Origin of the sequence: Cupriavidus sp. SK-3, assembly GCF_000611145.1 — a bacterium.
Classification (GTDB): Bacteria; Pseudomonadota; Gammaproteobacteria; order Burkholderiales; family Burkholderiaceae; genus Cupriavidus.
The window spans coordinates 52,082-68,979 of the sequence record NZ_JFJV02000214.1; the positions used below are offsets into that span (position 1 = coordinate 52,082).

16 protein-coding genes and 1 pseudogene are annotated in these 16,898 nt (G+C 64.4%); 10 read left to right on the forward strand and 7 right to left on the reverse strand.

Annotation, left to right across the window (positions count from 1 at the left end):
* Positions 1-509, forward strand: a 509-nt coding sequence (locus CF70_RS38160; protein WP_035869109.1) for a DEAD/DEAH box helicase, incomplete at its 5' end; no start/stop codon positions are given.
* 18 nt (positions 510-527) lie between these two features.
* Entirely contained in the window at positions 528-1,550 is a 1,023-nt protein-coding gene (locus CF70_RS21260; RefSeq protein ID WP_035869112.1) for a hypothetical protein, read from the forward strand.
* Between the two features lie 130 nt (positions 1,551-1,680).
* Here the strand turns inward: CF70_RS21260 and CF70_RS21265 are convergent, their stop codons facing one another.
* Complete coding sequence (locus tag CF70_RS21265; protein WP_051648726.1) at positions 1,681-2,529, reverse strand: IclR family transcriptional regulator; 849 nt, start codon at positions 2,527-2,529, stop codon at positions 1,681-1,683.
* A gap of 334 nt (positions 2,530-2,863) precedes the next feature.
* On the opposite strand from CF70_RS21265, the gene CF70_RS21270 reads away from it, so the two are divergent.
* The 5 genes from CF70_RS21270 to CF70_RS21290 all read left to right on the forward strand — a co-directional run bounded on the left by CF70_RS21270 (position 2,864) and on the right by CF70_RS21290 (position 7,841).
* Entirely contained in the window at positions 2,864-3,619 is a 756-nt protein-coding gene (locus CF70_RS21270; protein WP_035869115.1) for an ABC transporter substrate-binding protein, read from the forward strand.
* 81 nt (positions 3,620-3,700) lie between these two features.
* Positions 3,701-4,360: an amino acid ABC transporter permease gene (locus tag CF70_RS21275; protein WP_035869118.1), complete on the forward strand. Its 660-nt coding sequence runs from the start codon at positions 3,701-3,703 to the stop codon at positions 4,358-4,360.
* The gene (locus CF70_RS21280) at positions 4,357-5,088 is read left to right on the forward strand and encodes an amino acid ABC transporter ATP-binding protein (protein WP_035869121.1); all 732 of its coding nucleotides are present in this window, start codon (positions 4,357-4,359) and stop codon (positions 5,086-5,088) included. Before CF70_RS21275 ends, CF70_RS21280 begins: the two co-directional genes overlap by 4 nt.
* Before the next feature lie 55 nt (positions 5,089-5,143).
* Positions 5,144-6,388 carry an NAD(P)/FAD-dependent oxidoreductase gene (locus tag CF70_RS21285; protein WP_051648728.1) on the forward strand — a complete coding sequence of 415 codons (1,245 nt, stop codon included), beginning with the start codon at positions 5,144-5,146 and terminating at the stop codon, positions 6,386-6,388.
* Between the two features lie 88 nt (positions 6,389-6,476).
* On the forward strand, positions 6,477-7,841 hold the full coding sequence (locus CF70_RS21290) for an NAD(P)/FAD-dependent oxidoreductase (RefSeq protein WP_235185142.1): 1,365 nt from the start codon (positions 6,477-6,479) through the stop codon (positions 7,839-7,841).
* 125 nt (positions 7,842-7,966) lie between these two features.
* Here CF70_RS21290 and CF70_RS21295 read toward each other — a convergent pair whose 3' ends face one another.
* Positions 7,967-8,485, reverse strand: coding sequence for an MFS transporter (locus tag CF70_RS21295; protein WP_051648730.1), 519 nt, complete (start codon positions 8,483-8,485; stop codon positions 7,967-7,969).
* 11 nt (positions 8,486-8,496) lie between these two features.
* Between CF70_RS21295 and CF70_RS21300 the strand changes: the two are divergent.
* A pseudogene (locus tag CF70_RS21300) lies at positions 8,497-8,760 on the forward strand (catechol 1,2-dioxygenase); the annotation flags it as partial.
* 235 nt (positions 8,761-8,995) lie between these two features.
* Here the strand turns inward: CF70_RS21300 and CF70_RS21305 are convergent.
* From CF70_RS21305 to CF70_RS21320, 4 genes are read right to left on the reverse strand one after another with little or no spacing between them, the layout of a single operon-like run.
* Entirely contained in the window at positions 8,996-10,219 is a 1,224-nt protein-coding gene (locus CF70_RS21305; RefSeq protein ID WP_035869135.1) for an aspartate aminotransferase family protein, read from the reverse strand.
* A complete protein-coding gene (pdxK, locus tag CF70_RS21310) occupies positions 10,195-11,151 on the reverse strand; it encodes a pyridoxine/pyridoxal/pyridoxamine kinase (RefSeq protein WP_081862270.1) in 957 nt (318 codons plus the stop codon). Before pdxK ends, CF70_RS21305 begins: the two co-directional genes overlap by 25 nt.
* Positions 11,148-11,957 carry a YggS family pyridoxal phosphate-dependent enzyme gene (locus tag CF70_RS21315; protein WP_035869137.1) on the reverse strand — a complete coding sequence of 270 codons (810 nt, stop codon included), beginning with the start codon at positions 11,955-11,957 and terminating at the stop codon, positions 11,148-11,150. Before CF70_RS21315 ends, pdxK begins: the two co-directional genes overlap by 4 nt.
* Positions 11,950-13,206: a benzoate/H(+) symporter BenE family transporter gene (locus CF70_RS21320; protein WP_035869139.1), complete on the reverse strand. Its 1,257-nt coding sequence runs from the start codon at positions 13,204-13,206 to the stop codon at positions 11,950-11,952. The genes CF70_RS21315 and CF70_RS21320 overlap by 8 nt, the downstream gene beginning before the upstream one ends.
* 110 nt (positions 13,207-13,316) lie before the next feature.
* Between CF70_RS21320 and CF70_RS21325 the strand changes: the two genes are divergently transcribed.
* Both CF70_RS21325 and CF70_RS21330 read left to right on the forward strand, forming a co-directional pair.
* Positions 13,317-14,801, forward strand: coding sequence for a PLP-dependent aminotransferase family protein (locus CF70_RS21325; protein WP_035869142.1), 1,485 nt, complete (start codon positions 13,317-13,319; stop codon positions 14,799-14,801).
* 313 nt (positions 14,802-15,114) lie between these two features.
* Positions 15,115-15,831, forward strand: a complete 717-nt coding sequence (locus CF70_RS21330) for a DNA alkylation repair protein (protein WP_235185143.1) — start codon at positions 15,115-15,117, stop codon at positions 15,829-15,831.
* Positions 15,832-16,013: 182 nt separating this feature from the next.
* Here CF70_RS21330 and CF70_RS21335 read toward each other — a convergent pair whose 3' ends face one another.
* Entirely contained in the window at positions 16,014-16,898 is an 885-nt protein-coding gene (locus CF70_RS21335) for a LysR family transcriptional regulator (RefSeq protein ID WP_200876785.1), read from the reverse strand.

Genomic DNA, 16,898 nt, shown 5'->3' on the forward strand with positions numbered 1-16,898 from the left:
TCATTGCCGCCAAGCAGGAAAAGGTACTGGTATTCACCCAGTTCCGCGAGACCACGGAACCGCTGGCCGCATTCCTGGGTTCGATCTTCGGCCGCGAAGGTCTGGTACTCCACGGCGGCACCCCGGTAGCCAGGCGCCGCGAACTGGTCAAGCGATTCCAGGAAGAAGAGCTGACACCCTTCTTCGTGCTCTCGCTCAAAGCCGGTGGGGCGGGTCTGAATCTCACCGCCGCTTCACATGTGATCCACTTCGACCGCTGGTGGAACCCGGCCGTGGAAAACCAGGCAACCGATCGTGCATTCCGTATCGGCCAGCAGAGGAACGTCCTGGTGCATAAGTTCATCTGCCGTGGCACGGTCGAAGACCGTATCGACCAATTGATCGAAGCCAAGCAGCAATTGGTGAAAGATGTACTGGAGGGCGGCGCGGAACTCCTGCTCACCGAGATGAGCGATCGTGAATTGCTCGACCTCGTGAAGCTCGACGTTCATGCCGCGCAGGAAAACTGATCGTCAAGAGGAATCGCAATGGGTTACGGTTACGAGGGATGGAAGCCCTATGTCTCGGTCGCCGAGCGCAGAAAAAAGGCTGAACTGGCCGTCGCGAAGGCGAAGAAGGCAGGTGCGGTCCTGTCGCCAATCGCGTCGTATCGCGGCGCCATCGCCAAGACCTTCTGGGGCAAGGCCTGGTGCGACAATCTGGAAGGCTACAGCGACTATGCCAACCGGCTGCCGCGCGGCCGTACCTATGTGCGCAACGGTTCCGTGATCGACCTTCAGATTACGGCAGGCGAAGTCCGCGCGCAGGTAATGGGTTCGAGCCTCTACACGGTGGCGGTGACCGTGACGGCGTGTCCTAAAAAGCAATGGCAGGCGATCGGCGCCGATTGCGCGGGGTCGATCGATTCGATCGTGGAGCTCTTGCAGGGCAAGCTCTCGACATCCGTGATGGAGCGCATCTGCAAATCTGGCACCGGTCTTTTCCCGGTGCCGAAAGAGATCAGGTTCAATTGCAGTTGCCCGGACTGGGCGTCAATGTGCAAGCACGTTGCTGCCGTACTCTACGGTGTCGGAACGCGGCTCGACCAACAGCCGGAATTGCTCTTCGCCTTGCGCCGCGTCGATGCCAATGATCTCGTCAGGCAGGCCAGCGCCGGCCTGCCCAAATCCACAAAGCGACCCACTACCAGCAAGGTGCTCGACGACGCGCTGGTGGCCGATGTGTTTGGCATCGAGATGGCCGACGTTTACCCACCGCCGAAGCCTGCTGCCGGACGTAGCAAGCCACCGGCAGGCAAGGCGACAGCGAAGAAGGCGACCAGGTCGGCTGTCGCGACAACCCGCAAGCCACCTGCGAACGCAAAAACTGCGGAGGACAATAAATCGGTAACAAAGAAGTTGCCAGTCAAGCCATCTGCCGGGTCACGTAAATCAACATCTGGCAACGTTGTTGCCGGTAAAGCAAACGTGGCGAACTCGCCTGCAATCCCGAAAGCGGCTGCAACAAGGAAGCGCGCCAGTACTCGACCTGTAAAAGCTACGTCCCGCTAAACTCCAATTCCATCGCGCAGGGCTGCGCGGGAAGCGAGTGACGTCCAGCTTGCTTGGGCTCTGCCGGGTCGGGTAGGCGGGTGCTGTGACGTCAGCGCGCAGGTAGCGCCGACGGTGTTCCTGGAGTACATCAGCCCCCGCTTCCGCCCCCGCTCTTCGACACCCGCAGTTCCGTGCGAAACGGCCGCTGCGCCGCCGGGTTGGGCGGCGTCGTGGAGATCAGGCGTGCTGTTTCCAGCATCAGCGGCACGAACTTGCTGATGGCACGCTTGACGGTAAATGCCGAGGAAGACACGGACAGGTTGAGCCCGGCAACGACGTTGCCCGCCGCATCCCATATCGGCACCGCAAGGGCCAGATCGCCGCGATAGAACTGGTCATTGCAGCAAGCGAATCCGTCCTCGCGTGCCTGCTGGACGAGCGCCAACAGCGCATCCACATCTGTCACCGTCTGCGGCGTGTAGCGAACCCGATCGCTGCGTTCCAGGATCTCGCGCGCTGCATCGTCCGACAGGCCGGACAAATACGCGCGTCCCGTCGAGGCGCAGAACATCGGAATGCGCTGCCCGATCGGCACATGCATGATCAGCCGCGCCAGGCTGGAAAAGCGCCCGATGTACACCATGCAGTCATCCGCGGGTTCGGCCAGGTTCACCGTTTCCCCGGTGCGCTGGTTCAGATCCAGCAGATAGGGATTCGCGCGCTCGAGCAGCGGGTGGCACTGCAGATACTGATAGCCCGATTCCAGGTTGGCCGAGGAAAGGGAATATCGCTTCGACTGCGGGTCTTTCTTAAGCATCCCCAGCGCTTCCAGCGTGAAGGCAAAGCGCTGCGCCGCGCTCTTGGAGATTCCGACGGCGGAGGCGATCTCCGGCAGGCTCATCGATGCGCGTTGCGTATTGAACGCTCTTAACACCTGCACGCCAGTGGCCAGCGACTGCACATACAGGGTGGACGATTCCGGGTTCACGGGGGTCATGAGGGCAAATCCATAGCCACATCACATCGGTGTGGCAAGACAGAAGATCAATCGATTACAGATAGGTGTCTACTGTATAGAAATACGGGAAGACATTCGTCTCCGGCAGCCGAAAATTCGCTCAGAGCGAGCCCAACCGAGGGAAATCCCTAGGAAATTACGGACGAAAGAGCTGATTCAGCGTCGGTAGTTTGCAGTATTCTTACCTCAGCGAATCGCTAATCAATTTCACGTATTGTTTAGCGATACGACTTTACCCGATCAATCGGTCTTTCCACAAGGCATCCAGCTTCGTCACCCAAGTGCGGCGCCGGATCAAAAACTGAAAGCTCCCATGCTGAAGATTGCTCTGAAATCGTTTGCCGCCATCCTGTCCTTCGCCCTTGTGTCGGCCTACGCGCAGCAACCGGTCATCAAGATCGGCGCAACGCCTACCGCCGTGCCCTTCAACTTCCTCAATGTGAAGACGAACGCCCTGGAGGGCGTGATGATCGACGTGGCCCGTGCGGTCAGCAAGGAACTGGGCGTCACACCCGAGATCTCCGGAATCCCGTTTGCCACCTTGATCCCGTCGCTCCAAACCAAGAAGATCGACATGATCTCGTCGGCCTTCGCCAAGACTCCCGCGCGCGCCACAGCCGTGGACTTCTCAGAGATCGTCCTGACGTACAAGGAGGCGCTGCTGGTGCCCGTCAATGACACCAAGGCCTATCGCAATTACGACGACCTCAAAGGCAAGGTCGTCGGTGTACAGATGGGCACGTCCTATGTCGAGCCGCTCAAGGCCGTCCAGGGTTTCAAGGAGCTGAAGATGTACGACACCATGGCCGACCTTGTGCGTGATATCGGCCTGGGCCGCGTGGACGCGGGTTTTGGCGATGGCCCGGTCGTAGCCTACCAGGTGCGCACGTCCGCCTCGAAGCAGGTGCGCCTTGTAGACACCTACCAAAGCCTGCTAGCCACCGACATCGCCCTGGCCGTGCGCAAGGGCGACACCGAGATGCTGGCCAGGGTCAATGCCGCCGTTGCCAAGATCAAGCAAAACGGCGTGCTGGCGGACATCCTGAAGAAATGGGGCGTGCCGCAGTAATGCCCCTCAGCCTCTGCATGGCTCGCCGGCGTGGGAGCCGGGGCCATGCAGACACCCTGTTCGACCTGCCGAGGCTCACGTATGTTCGACACATTTTTCAGCGACGCGGCTGAGTACCTTCCCGTGCTGATGCAGGGGGTCTTGACGACCCTCGCCATCACCATCGCGGCGCTGCTCATCGCCACCTTCCTGGGCCTGTTCTGGGCCTTGCTGCGGGTTTCGGGCATCGGCCCGCTGTCCCATGCCAGCCGTATTCTCACCAACATGATCCGGGGCGTTCCGATCATCGTCGTGCTGTTCTACATGTATTTCGTGCTGCCCGAGCTCGGCGTCAGCCTGAATGCATTCCAGGCCGGTGCGCTGGGGCTGGGCATTGCTTATTCGTCTTACATGGCCGAGGTGTTTCGCGCGGGCATCGACGCCGTGGACGTGGGCCAGTACGAGGCCGCGCAATCGCTGGGCATGTCGCGCGCCTTGCTGATGCGCCGCGTGATCCTTCCGCAAGCAATCAAGATCGCGCTGCCTCCTTATGGCAACAACCTGGTCATGATGCTCAAGGACTCGTCCCAGACCGCGGTGATCACCGTCGTCGAACTGTCCATGCAAAGCAAGCTGATCGCCGCCGCCACGTTCAAGAGCGCCACGATCTTCACGCTGGTGGCCCTGATCTATCTCGTGATGAGCCTTCCCATGATGTATGGCGTGGGCAAGCTGGAGCGCAGCCTGGGGAACCGCAAATGATCAAGATCGAGCAGTTGAGCAAGTCCTACGGGGCGCACCGGGTGTTGTCGAACATCGACGCGGAGATCCGGCAAGGAGAGGTCGTCTGCCTGATCGGCCCGTCGGGATCAGGTAAATCAACCATGCTGCGCTGTATCAACGGCCTCGAACAGTACCAGGGCGGCAGCATCACCATCGATGGCGAGCGCGTCAACGCGGCTTCGCCCGGGATCCGGCAGATCCGTCAGCGCGTGTCGATGGTGTTCCAGCGCTTCAACCTCTTCCCGCATCGCACCGCGTTGGAAAACGTGATGGAAGGCCCTGTCCACGTCAAGAAGGAAAGCGTGGCCGAGGCGAAGGAGCGGGCGGCCGAGATCCTCGCCTCGGTCGGTCTTGCAGAGAAAATGGCGCATTACCCAACCCAGCTATCGGGTGGGCAGCAGCAGCGCGTGGCGATTGCCCGGGCTCTCGCCATGCAGCCGGATGCCATCCTGTTCGACGAGCCCACCTCGGCGCTCGACCCGGAACTGGTTGGCGAAGTGCTTGGCGTGATGCGCAAGCTGGCAGAGAAAGGCATGACGATGGTCATCGTGACGCACGAGATGAAATTCGCTCGCGAGGTATCAAACCGGGTGCTGTTCCTCGACGGCGGCCGCATTGCCGAGCAAGGTCCCTCCGCACAGGTCTTGACCCAGCCACGCAATGAACGCATGCAGGACTTCCTGCGCCGTGTCACGCATACCGAGTAACGCCATGTGCAGCCGACTCTCCACGTCCCCCACATCGCTCTGGGCTGCCACCGCGTTGCCGCGCACCGCTTCCGCGGCGGTGCGTGGCCCCCTTCAGGTCGACGTTGCCATCGTCGGCGGCGGCTTCACGGGATTATCGGCAGCGCTGCATCTGGCACAAGCCGGCGTGCACACCGCATTGTTCGAGGCCTTTGAAATCGGCCACCGCGCTTCTGGTCGCAACGGCGGTCAGGTCGTGCCCGGCGTCAAGCCGCCGCCGTCGGCGCTGATCAAGCGCTTCGGAGACGATGCGGCCCGACGCATGATGCGCTTCGCCTACGGCAGTGCCGACGAATTGTTCGCGCTCGTGGAGCGTTACCGGATCCGCTGCCACCCGACGCGCAATGGCTGGCTGCAGGGTGCCTACTCCCGGGCGTCAAGCGACTATCTGCGTCAGCGGTCGTATGAAATCAATGGCCAGGGCGGCAACACGGTCCACCTTGACCGCGAAGAGATGCGCGCCGCCACGGGCTCCGATTACTGGCCCTCGGGCTTGCTCGAGAAGAGCGCGGGCGCCGTGCAGCCCCTGGCCTATGCACGCGGCCTGGCAAGGGCGGTAACCGATCTCGGCGGCGCCCTGCACGAGCATTCTCCCGTTCAATCGATTTCCACCTCGCCGGGGAGATTCGAGTTGCAGGTGAACGGTCATGCGGTGCAAGCAAGGAAGGTCATCCTGGCCACCGATGCCTACACCGACCGCCTGGTCCCCGAAGTCGCGCAGTCGTACGTAAGCGTATCGAGCGCGCAAATCGCCACTGATCCGCTGCCACCGGAATTGCAGCAGCGCCTGCTGCCGCTGCGCGCCGGCATCTCGGAGACTCGCAAAATCACCTACTACTGCCGCCTCGACCCCGAGGGCAGGTTCGTGATCGGCGGCCGGGGCCGCGACAGCGACAACCTCGACCCCGCCACGCGCGAGCAGCTACGCCTCGCGGCCTGTCAGCGCTTTCCGGAACTGAACGACGTGGTCTTCACCCACGGCTGGGCGTGCCGCGTGGGCATGACCATCGATGATCTCCCACACCTGCACGAACTGGCCGATGGCCTGTGGACCGCGTACGGCTACTGCGGCCGGGGCGTGGCGATGGGTACGGCCCTGGGACGTGTGCTGGGCGAAGCCGTACGCGGCATGCCCGCAGCGGCGTTGGACTATCCCGTCACACCCGTCAGGCGGTTGCCGCTGTACCCAGTGCGCCAGGTCAGCGCGATGGCGGCGCTGCAGTGGTACCGGCTACGCGACGCGATGGGCTACCCCGGCTGACAGGCCTGGGCCGGCCCGGGCCGCAAGACGCGGAGACGGGCAACGCCCCTGACACAACAAACCACGTAACACGAGAACAGTCCGGAGCATGGAGCCCGCGGCGGGAATTTGCCTGCCTGATCGCTCCGCTCCTTCACCCCCATCTTCCAGCGCCTGCATCATGTCCTCCTCACTTCCGCAGCAAGTCGACGTTGCCATCATCGGCGGCGGCATCATCGGCATCAGCACCGCCTGGGCACTGAGCCGGGCCGGCCAGCGTGTCGCCGTCTTTGAAAAAGGCATTCTGGCCGGCGAGCAATCGTCGCGCAACTGGGGCTGGATTCGCAGCATTGGCCGTGACCCGGCAGAGCTGCCATTGGCCCACCGCGCCAACAGCCTCTGGCGCGAGATCCAGCAACAGGTAAACGTTGGTTACCGGCAGATCGGCCTGGCCTATCTGGGCGAAAACGCGACTGACCAGGCCGGACTCCGGACGTGGCTCGACTCGGCCCGCGAGCACCCGACAGGCGCGCACCTGCTCACCGGAGAGGCCGTACGCAAGATCCTGGCCGAGCCATCCACGCGCCCGTGGACCAGTGCACTGCATAGCGCCGAGGATGGCGTGGCCGAGCCCCACCTGGCGACCGCGGGTATCGCGCAGCTGGCGCGCGCCGCAGGCTGCCAGATCTTTGAACAGTGCGCCGTGCGCGGCCTGGACACGGCAAATGGCCACACCGCGGGCGTCATCACGGAGTTCGGCCGCGTGGCGGCGGACCGCGTCGTACTGGCCGGCGGAGCCTGGAGCCGCCTGCTGTGCGGCAACACTGGCATCTTTCTGCCGCAGCTCAAGGTGCATGGGTCGGCGTTGCGCACAACCCCCCTTCCCTCCGGCCTGGACCTGGCGATCAACGGCAAGGACTTCACCTGCCGACCCCGAGCGGACGGCGGCTACACGGTGTCGAAGCTTGCCGCCTCGGTGGCCGACGTGACGCCCGACAGCATTCGCCTGCTTCGCCATTTCTTCCCCGCCTGGATGGCGCAACGGCAGAATCTCAACATCCGCTTCGGGCGGCGATTCTTTGAAGAACTGTTCACGCCCACGCGCTTTCCGCTCGACAGGCCCACGCCGTTCGAAAAAAACCGTACGCTCGACCCCGGACCCAACACCAACTCCGTATTCGCCGCGCTCCGTCAACTGCAGCGGGCGTTCCCCGTCTTCGGAGGCGCCCAGGTGGTCCAGGCCTGGGGCGGCATGATGGATGTCACCCCCGACGCCTTGCCAGTCATCTCGGCGGTGGACTCCCTGCCCGGCTTCTTCATTGGCACGGGGTTCAGCGGCCACGGCTTTGGCATTGGCCCCGCCGCCGGCGAGTTGCTGGCCCAGCTGGTGCAAGGCATCGCGCCCACGGTCGGTCACCACGCCTTCAGGCTCTCGCGGTTTCGGGGGTGGCGCGGGGACGCGACCAGTCAGTAAGTGTTTGATTGGATGCGGGTTTCAGCGCGGCGTCACCCGCATGGATGCCAGGGGTGGCTACCCCGGTAAACTGCAGCGTAATCAAGGCGCCCGGGCTTGCGCCCGATGGGCATGGCCAAGCGGAATCAGGCGGTGCGCTTCCCGGCGGCGCCCGCGCGTGCGAACGTGATCACCACGAAAGCGCCCAGTACGAGTACCGCCGCCGCGTACAGCAGTCCCGACGTGAAACTGCTCGTGACGTCGCGCAGATAGCCAACGATGACCGCGTTCAGCGCCGCGCCCACGATGCCCGCCGCATTGATGAAGGCAATGCCGATGGCGCGATGATTCGCGGACATCACGAGGTCGGGCAGCGTCCAGAAGATCGTCATGGCCGCATACGCGCCCGCAGAAGCCGCGCACAGGCCGGCCAGCTTGACCATCGGGTCGGCGGCGAACGCGGTTAGCGCCCAACCGGCGGCGGCAAGCAGCATCGGCAGCGCGACGTGCCAGCGGCGCTCCTGGTGCCTGTCGGAGCGGCGTCCCCAGACGATCATCGCGGCGATGGTGCAGGCGTGTGGCACGGCGGTCAGCACGCCGATGGCCAGGTCGCTGCTGCCCTGGTTGAAGCTCTTGACGATCTGCGGCACCCATGTGCTGATCATCCCCAGCGTTCCACTTCCTCGTGTCGGGCAATGGCAAGCGCGCGCTGACCACGCAGGTCAACATCCCCGGCGACACGTTCCTCGACGACGACTTCGCCTTCGCCACGCGAGACGGCCTCGTGGTGGCTCTTCAGCAATTGCGGGATCCGGTCGGCTATGAATCACTGGGCCTGACTGGTCCGTTCACGCGCGTGCGGTTCGACTTTCGCCTGCAGGAAGCGGCCAGCGACCGGAAGACGATCGCGGCCAGCCGGTACGAAACCGAACTTCGGTAGCGTTTCATCCGGGAGACGGCCGCGTGGCCGCCTCTCCCCGCGCGGTTCGACGAGTCCTCGCCGGGACCGCGGGGGGAAACCCGGATTCTCCGCCGGCATCTTCCGCAGCGCCTCGCTGAAGGCGATTCCCGGATCGATACCTACCCATGCAGCGGATCCCAAAGACCAACGCGAGGAGCCAAGCGCCTGGCTTCGCAATGCTGTTGGCTCTTTTCGCTCACGGCGCTGGCGCTGTTCATGTCGCCGGTTCCGCCTGCGCAGCCGTTACCGGTCTATCCACTGTGTTTGAAGCCAGCAGTCGCGCGACACGCGCCACCATATCGTCAATCTGCGCTTCATCACAGATCAGGGGCGGCAGCAGCCGGATGGTGGTGTCGCGCGTCACCGTGATGAGCAAGCGTTGCTCCTCCAATGCCCGCCTGACCAGTTCTTTGCAACTCCTATCCAGTTCGATTCCTGCCATCAGGCCCTGGCCCCGGATCGCAAGGACGTTCGGGTGATTGCCCAGCGCCTGCTGCAAGCCTGTGAGCAAGCGGGCTCCCAGAACGGCGGCCCGTTGCGGCATGTCGTCCCGCACCATGATGTCGAGTACCGCACACCCCACGCGGCAGGCCAGGGGATTGCCGCCAAAGGTTGAGCCGTGCTGGCCGGGCGAGAACAGGTCGGCCACCTCTCCCCGCGCCAGGCAGGCGCCGATGGGAAAGCCGTTCCCCAGCGCCTTCGCCAAGGTCATGACATCGGGCGTGATGCCCGCGTGCTGGTGCCCAAACCAGGCGCCGGTGCGCCCCATGCCCGCCTGGATCTCGTCGAGCATCAGCAGCCAGCCACGCTGGTCGCACAAAACACGCAGTTCCCGCAAGTAGTCAGCACTGGCGACGCGGATGCCACCTTCGCCCTGTACTGGCTCGATCAGCACCGCAACGATGTCGGGCGATTGGTCTGCCGCCCGGCGCACCGCCTCGATGTCGTCGTAAGGAACACGCAGAAAACCGGGCATCAGCGGTTCAAAGCCTTGCTGCTTTGCCGGATTGCCGGTGGCCGAGAGAGTCGCCAGTGTGCGGCCATGAAAGCCGTTCTCCATCACAAGGATCTGTGGTTGCGCTACCTGCCTGCGGTGCCCGTGCAGGCGTGCGAGCTTGAGCGCAGTTTCGTTGGCTTCGGCGCCAGAGTTGCAGAAGAAGGCCCGCTGCATGCTCGTCAACGCGCACAAGCGTTCGCCCAGCCGTTCCTGCCAGTCGATGCGGAACACGTTTGACGTGTGCAACAGCAGCCCGGACTGCTCGGCGATAGCGGCAGCGATCTCCGGATGGGCATGGCCCAGGCTGGTGACCGCGACGCCGGCGATGGCATCCAGGTATTCCACGCCGTGCTCGTCCCACAGACGTGCACCGCTGCCGCGTGCGAATGAGATGGGTTGGCGGGCATAGGCCCGCATCAAGTGTGAAGTGGCGTGTTGCATGAACCGTGACTCCAGTGAGATTCGGAAAACACTTGACGGATACGAACAAGTTCGCGTGCTTGTATCTGGCTGTTGGCCTGGGGGCTGCCCACTCGGGCCGGCAACAGCAGTTCGGTGCATTGCGCTCTTTCGGTGTGGCGCAGCGCCTGCACGATCACTTGGCAAGCCCTGGCGACGGCTGCAGGCAAGGTGGCACCGTTGAGCCAATGGCCCGTCAGGGCGGCGCTGAACAGATCCCCGGTTCCTTTGGGCACGGCGGCGATGCGCGCATGCGTGATGACGTGCGCTTGCTCGCGGGTGACAAACACAACCTGCATCTCGCCGTCCGCCCAGGTATCCGGCGCCGCACTGGTCACCGCGATCCATTGGGTGCGGCCCGCCAGCAAGATGCGGGCGGCGGCAACGACACCCTCAACGTCATCGACCGGGCGGCCTGTCAGGTGCGCCAGCTCAAACCCATTCGGCGTTAGTCCGTGGGCCAGCGGCAACAGGTGCTGACGGTAGGCCTCGGCCATGCCGGCATCGACGTAGATGCCATGGTCATGATCGCCCATCACGGGATCAATGACCACGCGCAGGGCCGCGCGCTCGGCCAGCAAGACTTGCGTCCAGTGGGCCAGCACTTCGGCTTGCCCCTGATTGCCCAGGTAGCCGACCAGGACGGCTCGCAGTGCATGCAGCGCGCCGCGTGCCGACAAATCCTGCAAGTAGCCCTCGAACCATTCGACGGGCAGCGCACCGCCGTGCATCGTCGGGTAATGCGGCGTGTTGCTGAACACGACGGTCGGCACGGCAGCCACCGACAGGCCAAGCGACTCCAGGGTCGGAACCGCGACGTTGTTGCCTACGCGGCCGTAGACCACCTGCGATTGCACCGAAACCACGTCGGGCCGCAGCGGGCGCAGGGCGGGAGGATGCGTTTTGTCGCTCATGGCTGCGTCCCCGTTGTCTCTGCCGGCCAGTAGTAGCTGTCCGGCAAAGCGCGCGCGCCAAAGATGGCCTGTCCGACACGCACCACAGTGGCGCCCTCCTCAATGGCTATCTCGAAATCGCCGGACATGCCCATGGACAGTTCATCCAGGGCGATGCCAGCCGGCGCACTCTGGCGCAACTGGTCGCGCAGATTGCGTAGCAGAATGAAGCACTGGCGCACCCGCTCAGCCTCGGACGAAAACAGCGCCAGTGTCATCAACCCGCGTACGCGCAGCCCGGAGAACGCGGTCAGTTCTTTGATGAAGCCGTGCACATCTTCGGGCGGAAGACCGTATTTGCTCCCCTCGCCCGAGGTGTTGACCTGAACGAATACATCAAGCGATCGCCCCTCGATCTGTAGGCGCCGCTCCAGCGCTTCGGCCACGCGCAAACTGTCCAGTGCCTGGAACTCGCTGGCGAAGCGCGCCACCAGCTTGGCCTTGTTGGTCTGCAGATGGCCGATGACCGACCAATGCAGATCGGTCAGATCCTGCATCGCCTCCCATTTGCCAAAGGCTTCCTGCACTTTGTTTTCGCCCAGCATGCGGCAGCCCGCCGCATAGGCCAGGCGGAGACTGGCCCCGGGCTTGGTTTTGCTGACAGGCAGCAGGAATACCCCAGCCGGATCGCGTCCAGCGCGGCGGCAGGCCGCATCAATGCGGGCCTGAACCGCTGCGAGGTTGTGCCGGAAGTCGTCGACAGTGGCCGCCTGCGGATAGCGGCCATGCTGGTCGTGGCGGGTCTGGGTGTCGGATGGATCAGGCATTGGCCCCCTCCCTCTTGATCGCGGGCCCGGCGGCGGATGCCGCGACGGCCGACCGCTCACGGCGCGGCAGTTGTCCATTGAGCACGGCGTGAGCCACCATGCCGATCACCAGGCCCCAAAACGCTCCGCCGATGCCCAGCAAGGTGATGTTGGCTGCCGCAGCCAGGAAGGTGATCAACGACGCTTCGCGCGTCTTCGCATCAGCCAGCGCGCTGGCCAGGCTACCGCCGATGGTGCCCAGCAGCGCCAGCCCCGCCAGCGTGGTGATGAAGGTCGCCGGAAAGGCCATGAAGACGGCGGCCAGCGTTACCCCGAATACGCCCACGAGCATGTAGCACACACCCGCCGCGATGCCCGCGATCCAGCGCTTGGACGGATCTTCGTGCGCCTCCGGGCCCGTGGCGATAGCGGCAGTAATGGCGGCGATGTTGAAGGCATGCGAGCCGAACGGCGCCATCAGCAGGGAGCCGAGTCCGGTCACCGCCACGATGGGATTGGCGCTGGTCTTGAAGCCATCGTTGCGCAGCACTAACATGCCGGGCATGTATTGGCCGGTCAGCGTGATGAGGAATAGTGGCAACGCGACGCTCAGCAACGCGTTAAGCGAGAGCGCCGGCATAGTGAAGACCGGAGCGGCGAATTTCAACGCCAGGCCCGACAGATCGACCCGGTCCTGCATGAGCAGAAAAGCCAGCCCCAGCACGAGGATGCCTACGACGGCATAGCGCGCGCTGAACCGCTTGAGCACCACATAGGTCACGATCAGCAGCCCAGCCAGCAGCGGGTCAACGCTCATGCCGCCGAAAGCCTTGATCCCAAATTGCAGCAGGATGCCCGCGAGCAAGCCTGCGGCCACGCCCGGAGGAATCAGCCGGATCACGCGCTCAAACCACCCTGAAAGACCCAGTACCACAAAGGCGGCGGCTGAAATCAGGTACGCACCGACCGCTTCGGCATAGGGCGTGGTGGCCAGCGCTGTTACCAGGAACGCCGCCGCTGGCGTGGACCACGCGGTAATGATTGGTTCCCGCGTCACCCAGCTCAGGATGAATCCCGTTACACCCACGCCAATCGAGATCGACCATACCCACGATGCCGTCAGTTCCGGGCTGAGGCCGGCCACCTTGGCCGCCTGGAACACCAGGATGAAGGTCCCGCCGTAGTTGACGATGACCGAAATCAGGCCGGCGACGATGGGGTGGGTGAGATCGCGCAAGCGAACGGATGACGGTGACGTGGCGGATGACATGGTTTGTACCGGGCTCCTGAAAATGGGCTATTGACCTGAACGTGGAACTGATTTATATGCTTCAAATGGCATGTTGTGCCCCACCAATTTTTTGATGAGATACCAGCCAATTGTTCAAGCACGCCCAACTCGAATCCGTCAAAGCCTGGGTCATTGACCCGGCACACGGCGCCTTGCCCCTGCATGCACGCATCCAGCGCGCCATCCGGCAACTGATCCTCGACGGCGCGCTCGACGCCGCGAGACCGCTGCCTGCTTCCCGCGCACTAGCGAAGTCGCTGGGCGTCTCCCGCGACACGGTGGAGTCGGCATACAGCCAGTTGCATGCAGAGGGCTTCATCGAGCGGCGCGTGGGCAGCGGCAGCTTCGTTTCAGAGCGGGCACAGCGTTTGCCAGGGCGTGGCACGGCGCGGCGTCCCGGATCGCCGCGCGAACCGCTGCGGCTGAGCCAGCGCGGCGCCGCCATGTACCGCGGCGGTGGCGTGCGAGACTTTCTGGCCCCGCGCCCCTTCGCCCCAGGTGTGCCAGAAACGCGCAGCTTTCCGCTGCAAACCTGGGAGCGGTTGGAGCGGCAGGTGTTGAAGCAATACGGCACCCAGGCTTTGCTGCACAGCCCGCCGCAAGGGATGGAGCCGTTGCGGTGCGCGATTGCGGATTACGTCAATCTCGAACGCGGTGCGCACGCCACGCCTGAGCGCGTGCTGGTACTCACCAGTTCTCAGCAGGCGTTGACCCTGTGCGCTACTGTGCTGCTCGACGCTGGCGACCGCATCTTCATCGAAGACCCCGTGTATCACGGCGCACGCAAGGCGTTCGACGCTGCTGGCCTGGAGTGCGTGCCCTTGCCGCTGGATGCCGACGGCATTAGGGTGGAACACCTGCGCGAATCTCGGCAGGCAGCCAAGGCCGTCTTCCTCACTCCCTCGCACCAGTTTCCGACCGGAGCGACCCTGGCGCTGGACCGGCGGCTCGCCATCATCGAATGGGCGCGGCAGCACCAAGCCTGGATCATCGAGGACGACTACGACAGCGAGTTCCACTACGCTGGCAAGCCTACGGCCTGCGTGCAAGGACTAGACCAGCATCAGCGGACGGTTTACATCGGCACCTTCACCAAATCACTATTTCCCGGCTTGCGCATTGCCTTCATGGTGCTGCCCCCCGAACTTGTGGCTCCCATGACGGCCGCGCGCACCTTGCTGGACGGACACAGCGCGCCGATTCCGCAACTGACCCTGGCGCGCTTCATGGAGGGTGGGCATTTCGGGGCGCACGTGCGAACCATGCGTGCCGTCTATGCCGAGCGGCGCGATGTACTGGAACGGCTCGTGCGCAAGTACCTAGCCAGCTTCGTGGAACCCAAAGTGCCGGCCGGCGGCATGCAAATGCCCTGCGTCTTCATCCGCGACATTCCCGAGCGTGAAGCCATTGATATGGCGCACCGTGCCGGCATCGACTTGCTGGGGCTGACGCCACTGCATGCGTCGAGCAAGCATAAGGCTGGGTTCCTCATGGGGTTTGCCGCCCACGCGCCGAGGGAATTAGAAATCGCAGTGAAGAAGCTCGCGGATGTGCTACGCGCGATAGACCATTGAATCTGTCGGCTCACTCCACTAGCCGAGGGCAGGCTCGCGCTGCCGTCCTACCCTCACAGAACACCCCGCCGCCGAGTAACGGCGCAGCGATCTGGTGTCCCAGCCGCTGTTCGATCAGCGGCTTCCACAGTACAGCTAAACCCCTTGCCGTCTTGGGCTCATCGTACTTCCCGTGCATTTTCTGGCGGTATGCAGCTGAAAGGGCTTATCAATCAATGTGTCCCCGGCGCAGTACCTCAGGGACTGGGAACACCCACGGGACATGGCGGCTTGCCCCCCTTACCCTTCGAAGACGAAAAACAAAGGGAACCTCATGACGGCAAAACGGCCGACCTCCCCCACTGACATCACGCCCGAGGCCTACGTCGAGCACGTCCGCCACGCGCTACGGCCGCTGGCCGATCCGGCCGCGGCCTCACAGATGCGCGCCTACATGCGCGATCAGTTTCCGTTCCTCGGCATTCCCACGCCGGCCCGCCGGCGGGCGCTGCGCGCCCTGCCGACCGTGGGGTGGTGCGACCGCGAATGGGTGGCGGTCGCGCAATTGCTGTGGCGCGAGCCCGAGCGCGAGTACCGCTATGCCGCCGCGGACCTGCTACGCAAGCACGCGGACCGGCTCGACGCCGCGCGGATCGCCCCGATTCTCGCGCTCGCACAGGTCGAGCCGTGGTGGGACACCGTCGACAGCCTCGCCGTGACGATCGGCACCGTGATCGCGCGCGCGCGCAAGACCGATGTCAACGCACAGGCCCGCGCCGATGCCTGGCTCGGTCACGACTCGCCGTGGGTGCGGCGCGTCGCGATGCTCCATCAGCTGGGCTGGCGGCTGGAGACAGATGAGGCACGGCTCTTCCGCTACGCGCGAACGCTGGCACCTGAGACCGACTTCTTCATCCGCAAGTCAATCGGTTGGGCGCTGCGCGATTACGCCCGCTGGAATCCGGCAGCGGTGTCGGCATTCCTCGCCGCCCATCGCGACCGCCTTTCCGCGCTAACAGTTCGCGAGGCGGAGAAGCACCTGCAAACCTGACGACAAGCGCCGCGCGGATTCCAGACTCCGATCATGGTGTCGATGTGCGAATCTGACGACCCGCTACGCCTTGGCGAGCGGAGCACATAGGCACTGAAGGGGCGAAAGCCGGGTATCGCCGATATGGGGTGCTGCACGGCGCGTGGCGTGTTTGGCAACCGCAACGACCGGCCTCGTCTGTTTCAGTCCTGGCGGATGAAGTCCACGAACGCCCGTAGCGCTGTGGGCAGGTGCCTTCGCCCCGGGTAGTAAAGGAAGAACCGGCTGGGCGGTGCGCTCCAGGCGTCCAGCACGATCACCAAACGGCCTGCGGCGCTATCCTCGCGCACCAGCGCCTCGTAGACGTAGGCGATTCCGGCGCCGTCGCGGGCAGCCTGGATCATCAGCGCGTCGTCGTCGAATACCAGCGGCCCGGCGACCTCGATGCGCAGCGGCTGCGCGTCGGCCAGGAATTCCCAAGCATACAGGTTGCCGCTGGGAAAGCGCCGGCCAATGCAGGCATGGCCAAGCAGTTCGCGTGGCGCCTGCGGCACGCCGCGCGCGGCCAGGTAGTCCGGCGCGGCCACGCACACGAAACGCTGCGGCGGCCCGATCGGCACCGCCACCATGTCGCCGGCCAGGCTCTCGCCGAAGCGAATTCCGGCGTCGAAACCATCGCCCACGATATCGGCCAGGCGGTCGTCGGCCACGACTTCGACCTGGACACGCGGATGGGCCGCGACGAAACCGGCCAGCATCGGCGCCAACAGCAGCCGGGCCGCCGCACGCGGTACGTTCAGGCGCAGGGTGCCGACCGGTTCCGCCTGCAAGGCGGTCACGTCCGCCAGTGCTTCGGCCACCTCGCGCAAGGCAGGGTCGAGCCGCGCCAGCAGGCGCTGGCCGGCTTCGGTTGGCGTCACGCTGCGCGTGGTGCGGTGGAGCAGGCGCACGCCCAACCGTTCCTCCAGGCCGCGCAGGGCGTGGCTCAAGGCCGAAGCCGACACGCCGCGTTCGTCGGCGGCCTTGCGGAAGCTGCGGTGGCGGGCCACCGCAGCGAAGGCATCCAGTTCATGCAGATCGGGAGACAT

Excerpts from the sequence above, each read along its gene's own strand:
- CF70_RS21305 (WP_035869135.1), bottom strand. The coding sequence starts at position 10,219 with ATGCAACACGCCACTTCACACTTGATGCGGGCCTATGCCCGCCAACCC.
- CF70_RS21295 (WP_051648730.1), bottom strand. The coding sequence starts at position 8,485 with ATGATCAGCACATGGGTGCCGCAGATCGTCAAGAGCTTCAACCAGGGC.
- CF70_RS21315 (WP_035869137.1), bottom strand. The coding sequence starts at position 11,957 with ATGCCTGATCCATCCGACACCCAGACCCGCCACGACCAGCATGGCCGC.
- CF70_RS21290 (WP_235185142.1), top strand. The coding sequence starts at position 6,477 with ATGGAGCCCGCGGCGGGAATTTGCCTGCCTGATCGCTCCGCTCCTTCA.
- CF70_RS21275 (WP_035869118.1), top strand. The coding sequence starts at position 3,701 with ATGTTCGACACATTTTTCAGCGACGCGGCTGAGTACCTTCCCGTGCTG.
- pdxK (WP_081862270.1), bottom strand. The coding sequence starts at position 11,151 with ATGAGCGACAAAACGCATCCTCCCGCCCTGCGCCCGCTGCGGCCCGAC.
- CF70_RS21335 (WP_200876785.1), bottom strand. The coding sequence starts at position 16,898 with ATGTCTCCCGATCTGCATGAACTGGATGCCTTCGCTGCGGTGGCCCGC.
- CF70_RS21330 (WP_235185143.1), top strand. The coding sequence starts at position 15,115 with ATGACGGCAAAACGGCCGACCTCCCCCACTGACATCACGCCCGAGGCC.
- CF70_RS21265 (WP_051648726.1), bottom strand. The coding sequence starts at position 2,529 with ATGACCCCCGTGAACCCGGAATCGTCCACCCTGTATGTGCAGTCGCTG.
- CF70_RS21280 (WP_035869121.1), top strand. The coding sequence starts at position 4,357 with ATGATCAAGATCGAGCAGTTGAGCAAGTCCTACGGGGCGCACCGGGTG.
- CF70_RS21260 (WP_035869112.1), top strand. The coding sequence starts at position 528 with ATGGGTTACGGTTACGAGGGATGGAAGCCCTATGTCTCGGTCGCCGAG.
- CF70_RS21270 (WP_035869115.1), top strand. The coding sequence starts at position 2,864 with ATGCTGAAGATTGCTCTGAAATCGTTTGCCGCCATCCTGTCCTTCGCC.
- CF70_RS21320 (WP_035869139.1), bottom strand. The coding sequence starts at position 13,206 with ATGTCATCCGCCACGTCACCGTCATCCGTTCGCTTGCGCGATCTCACC.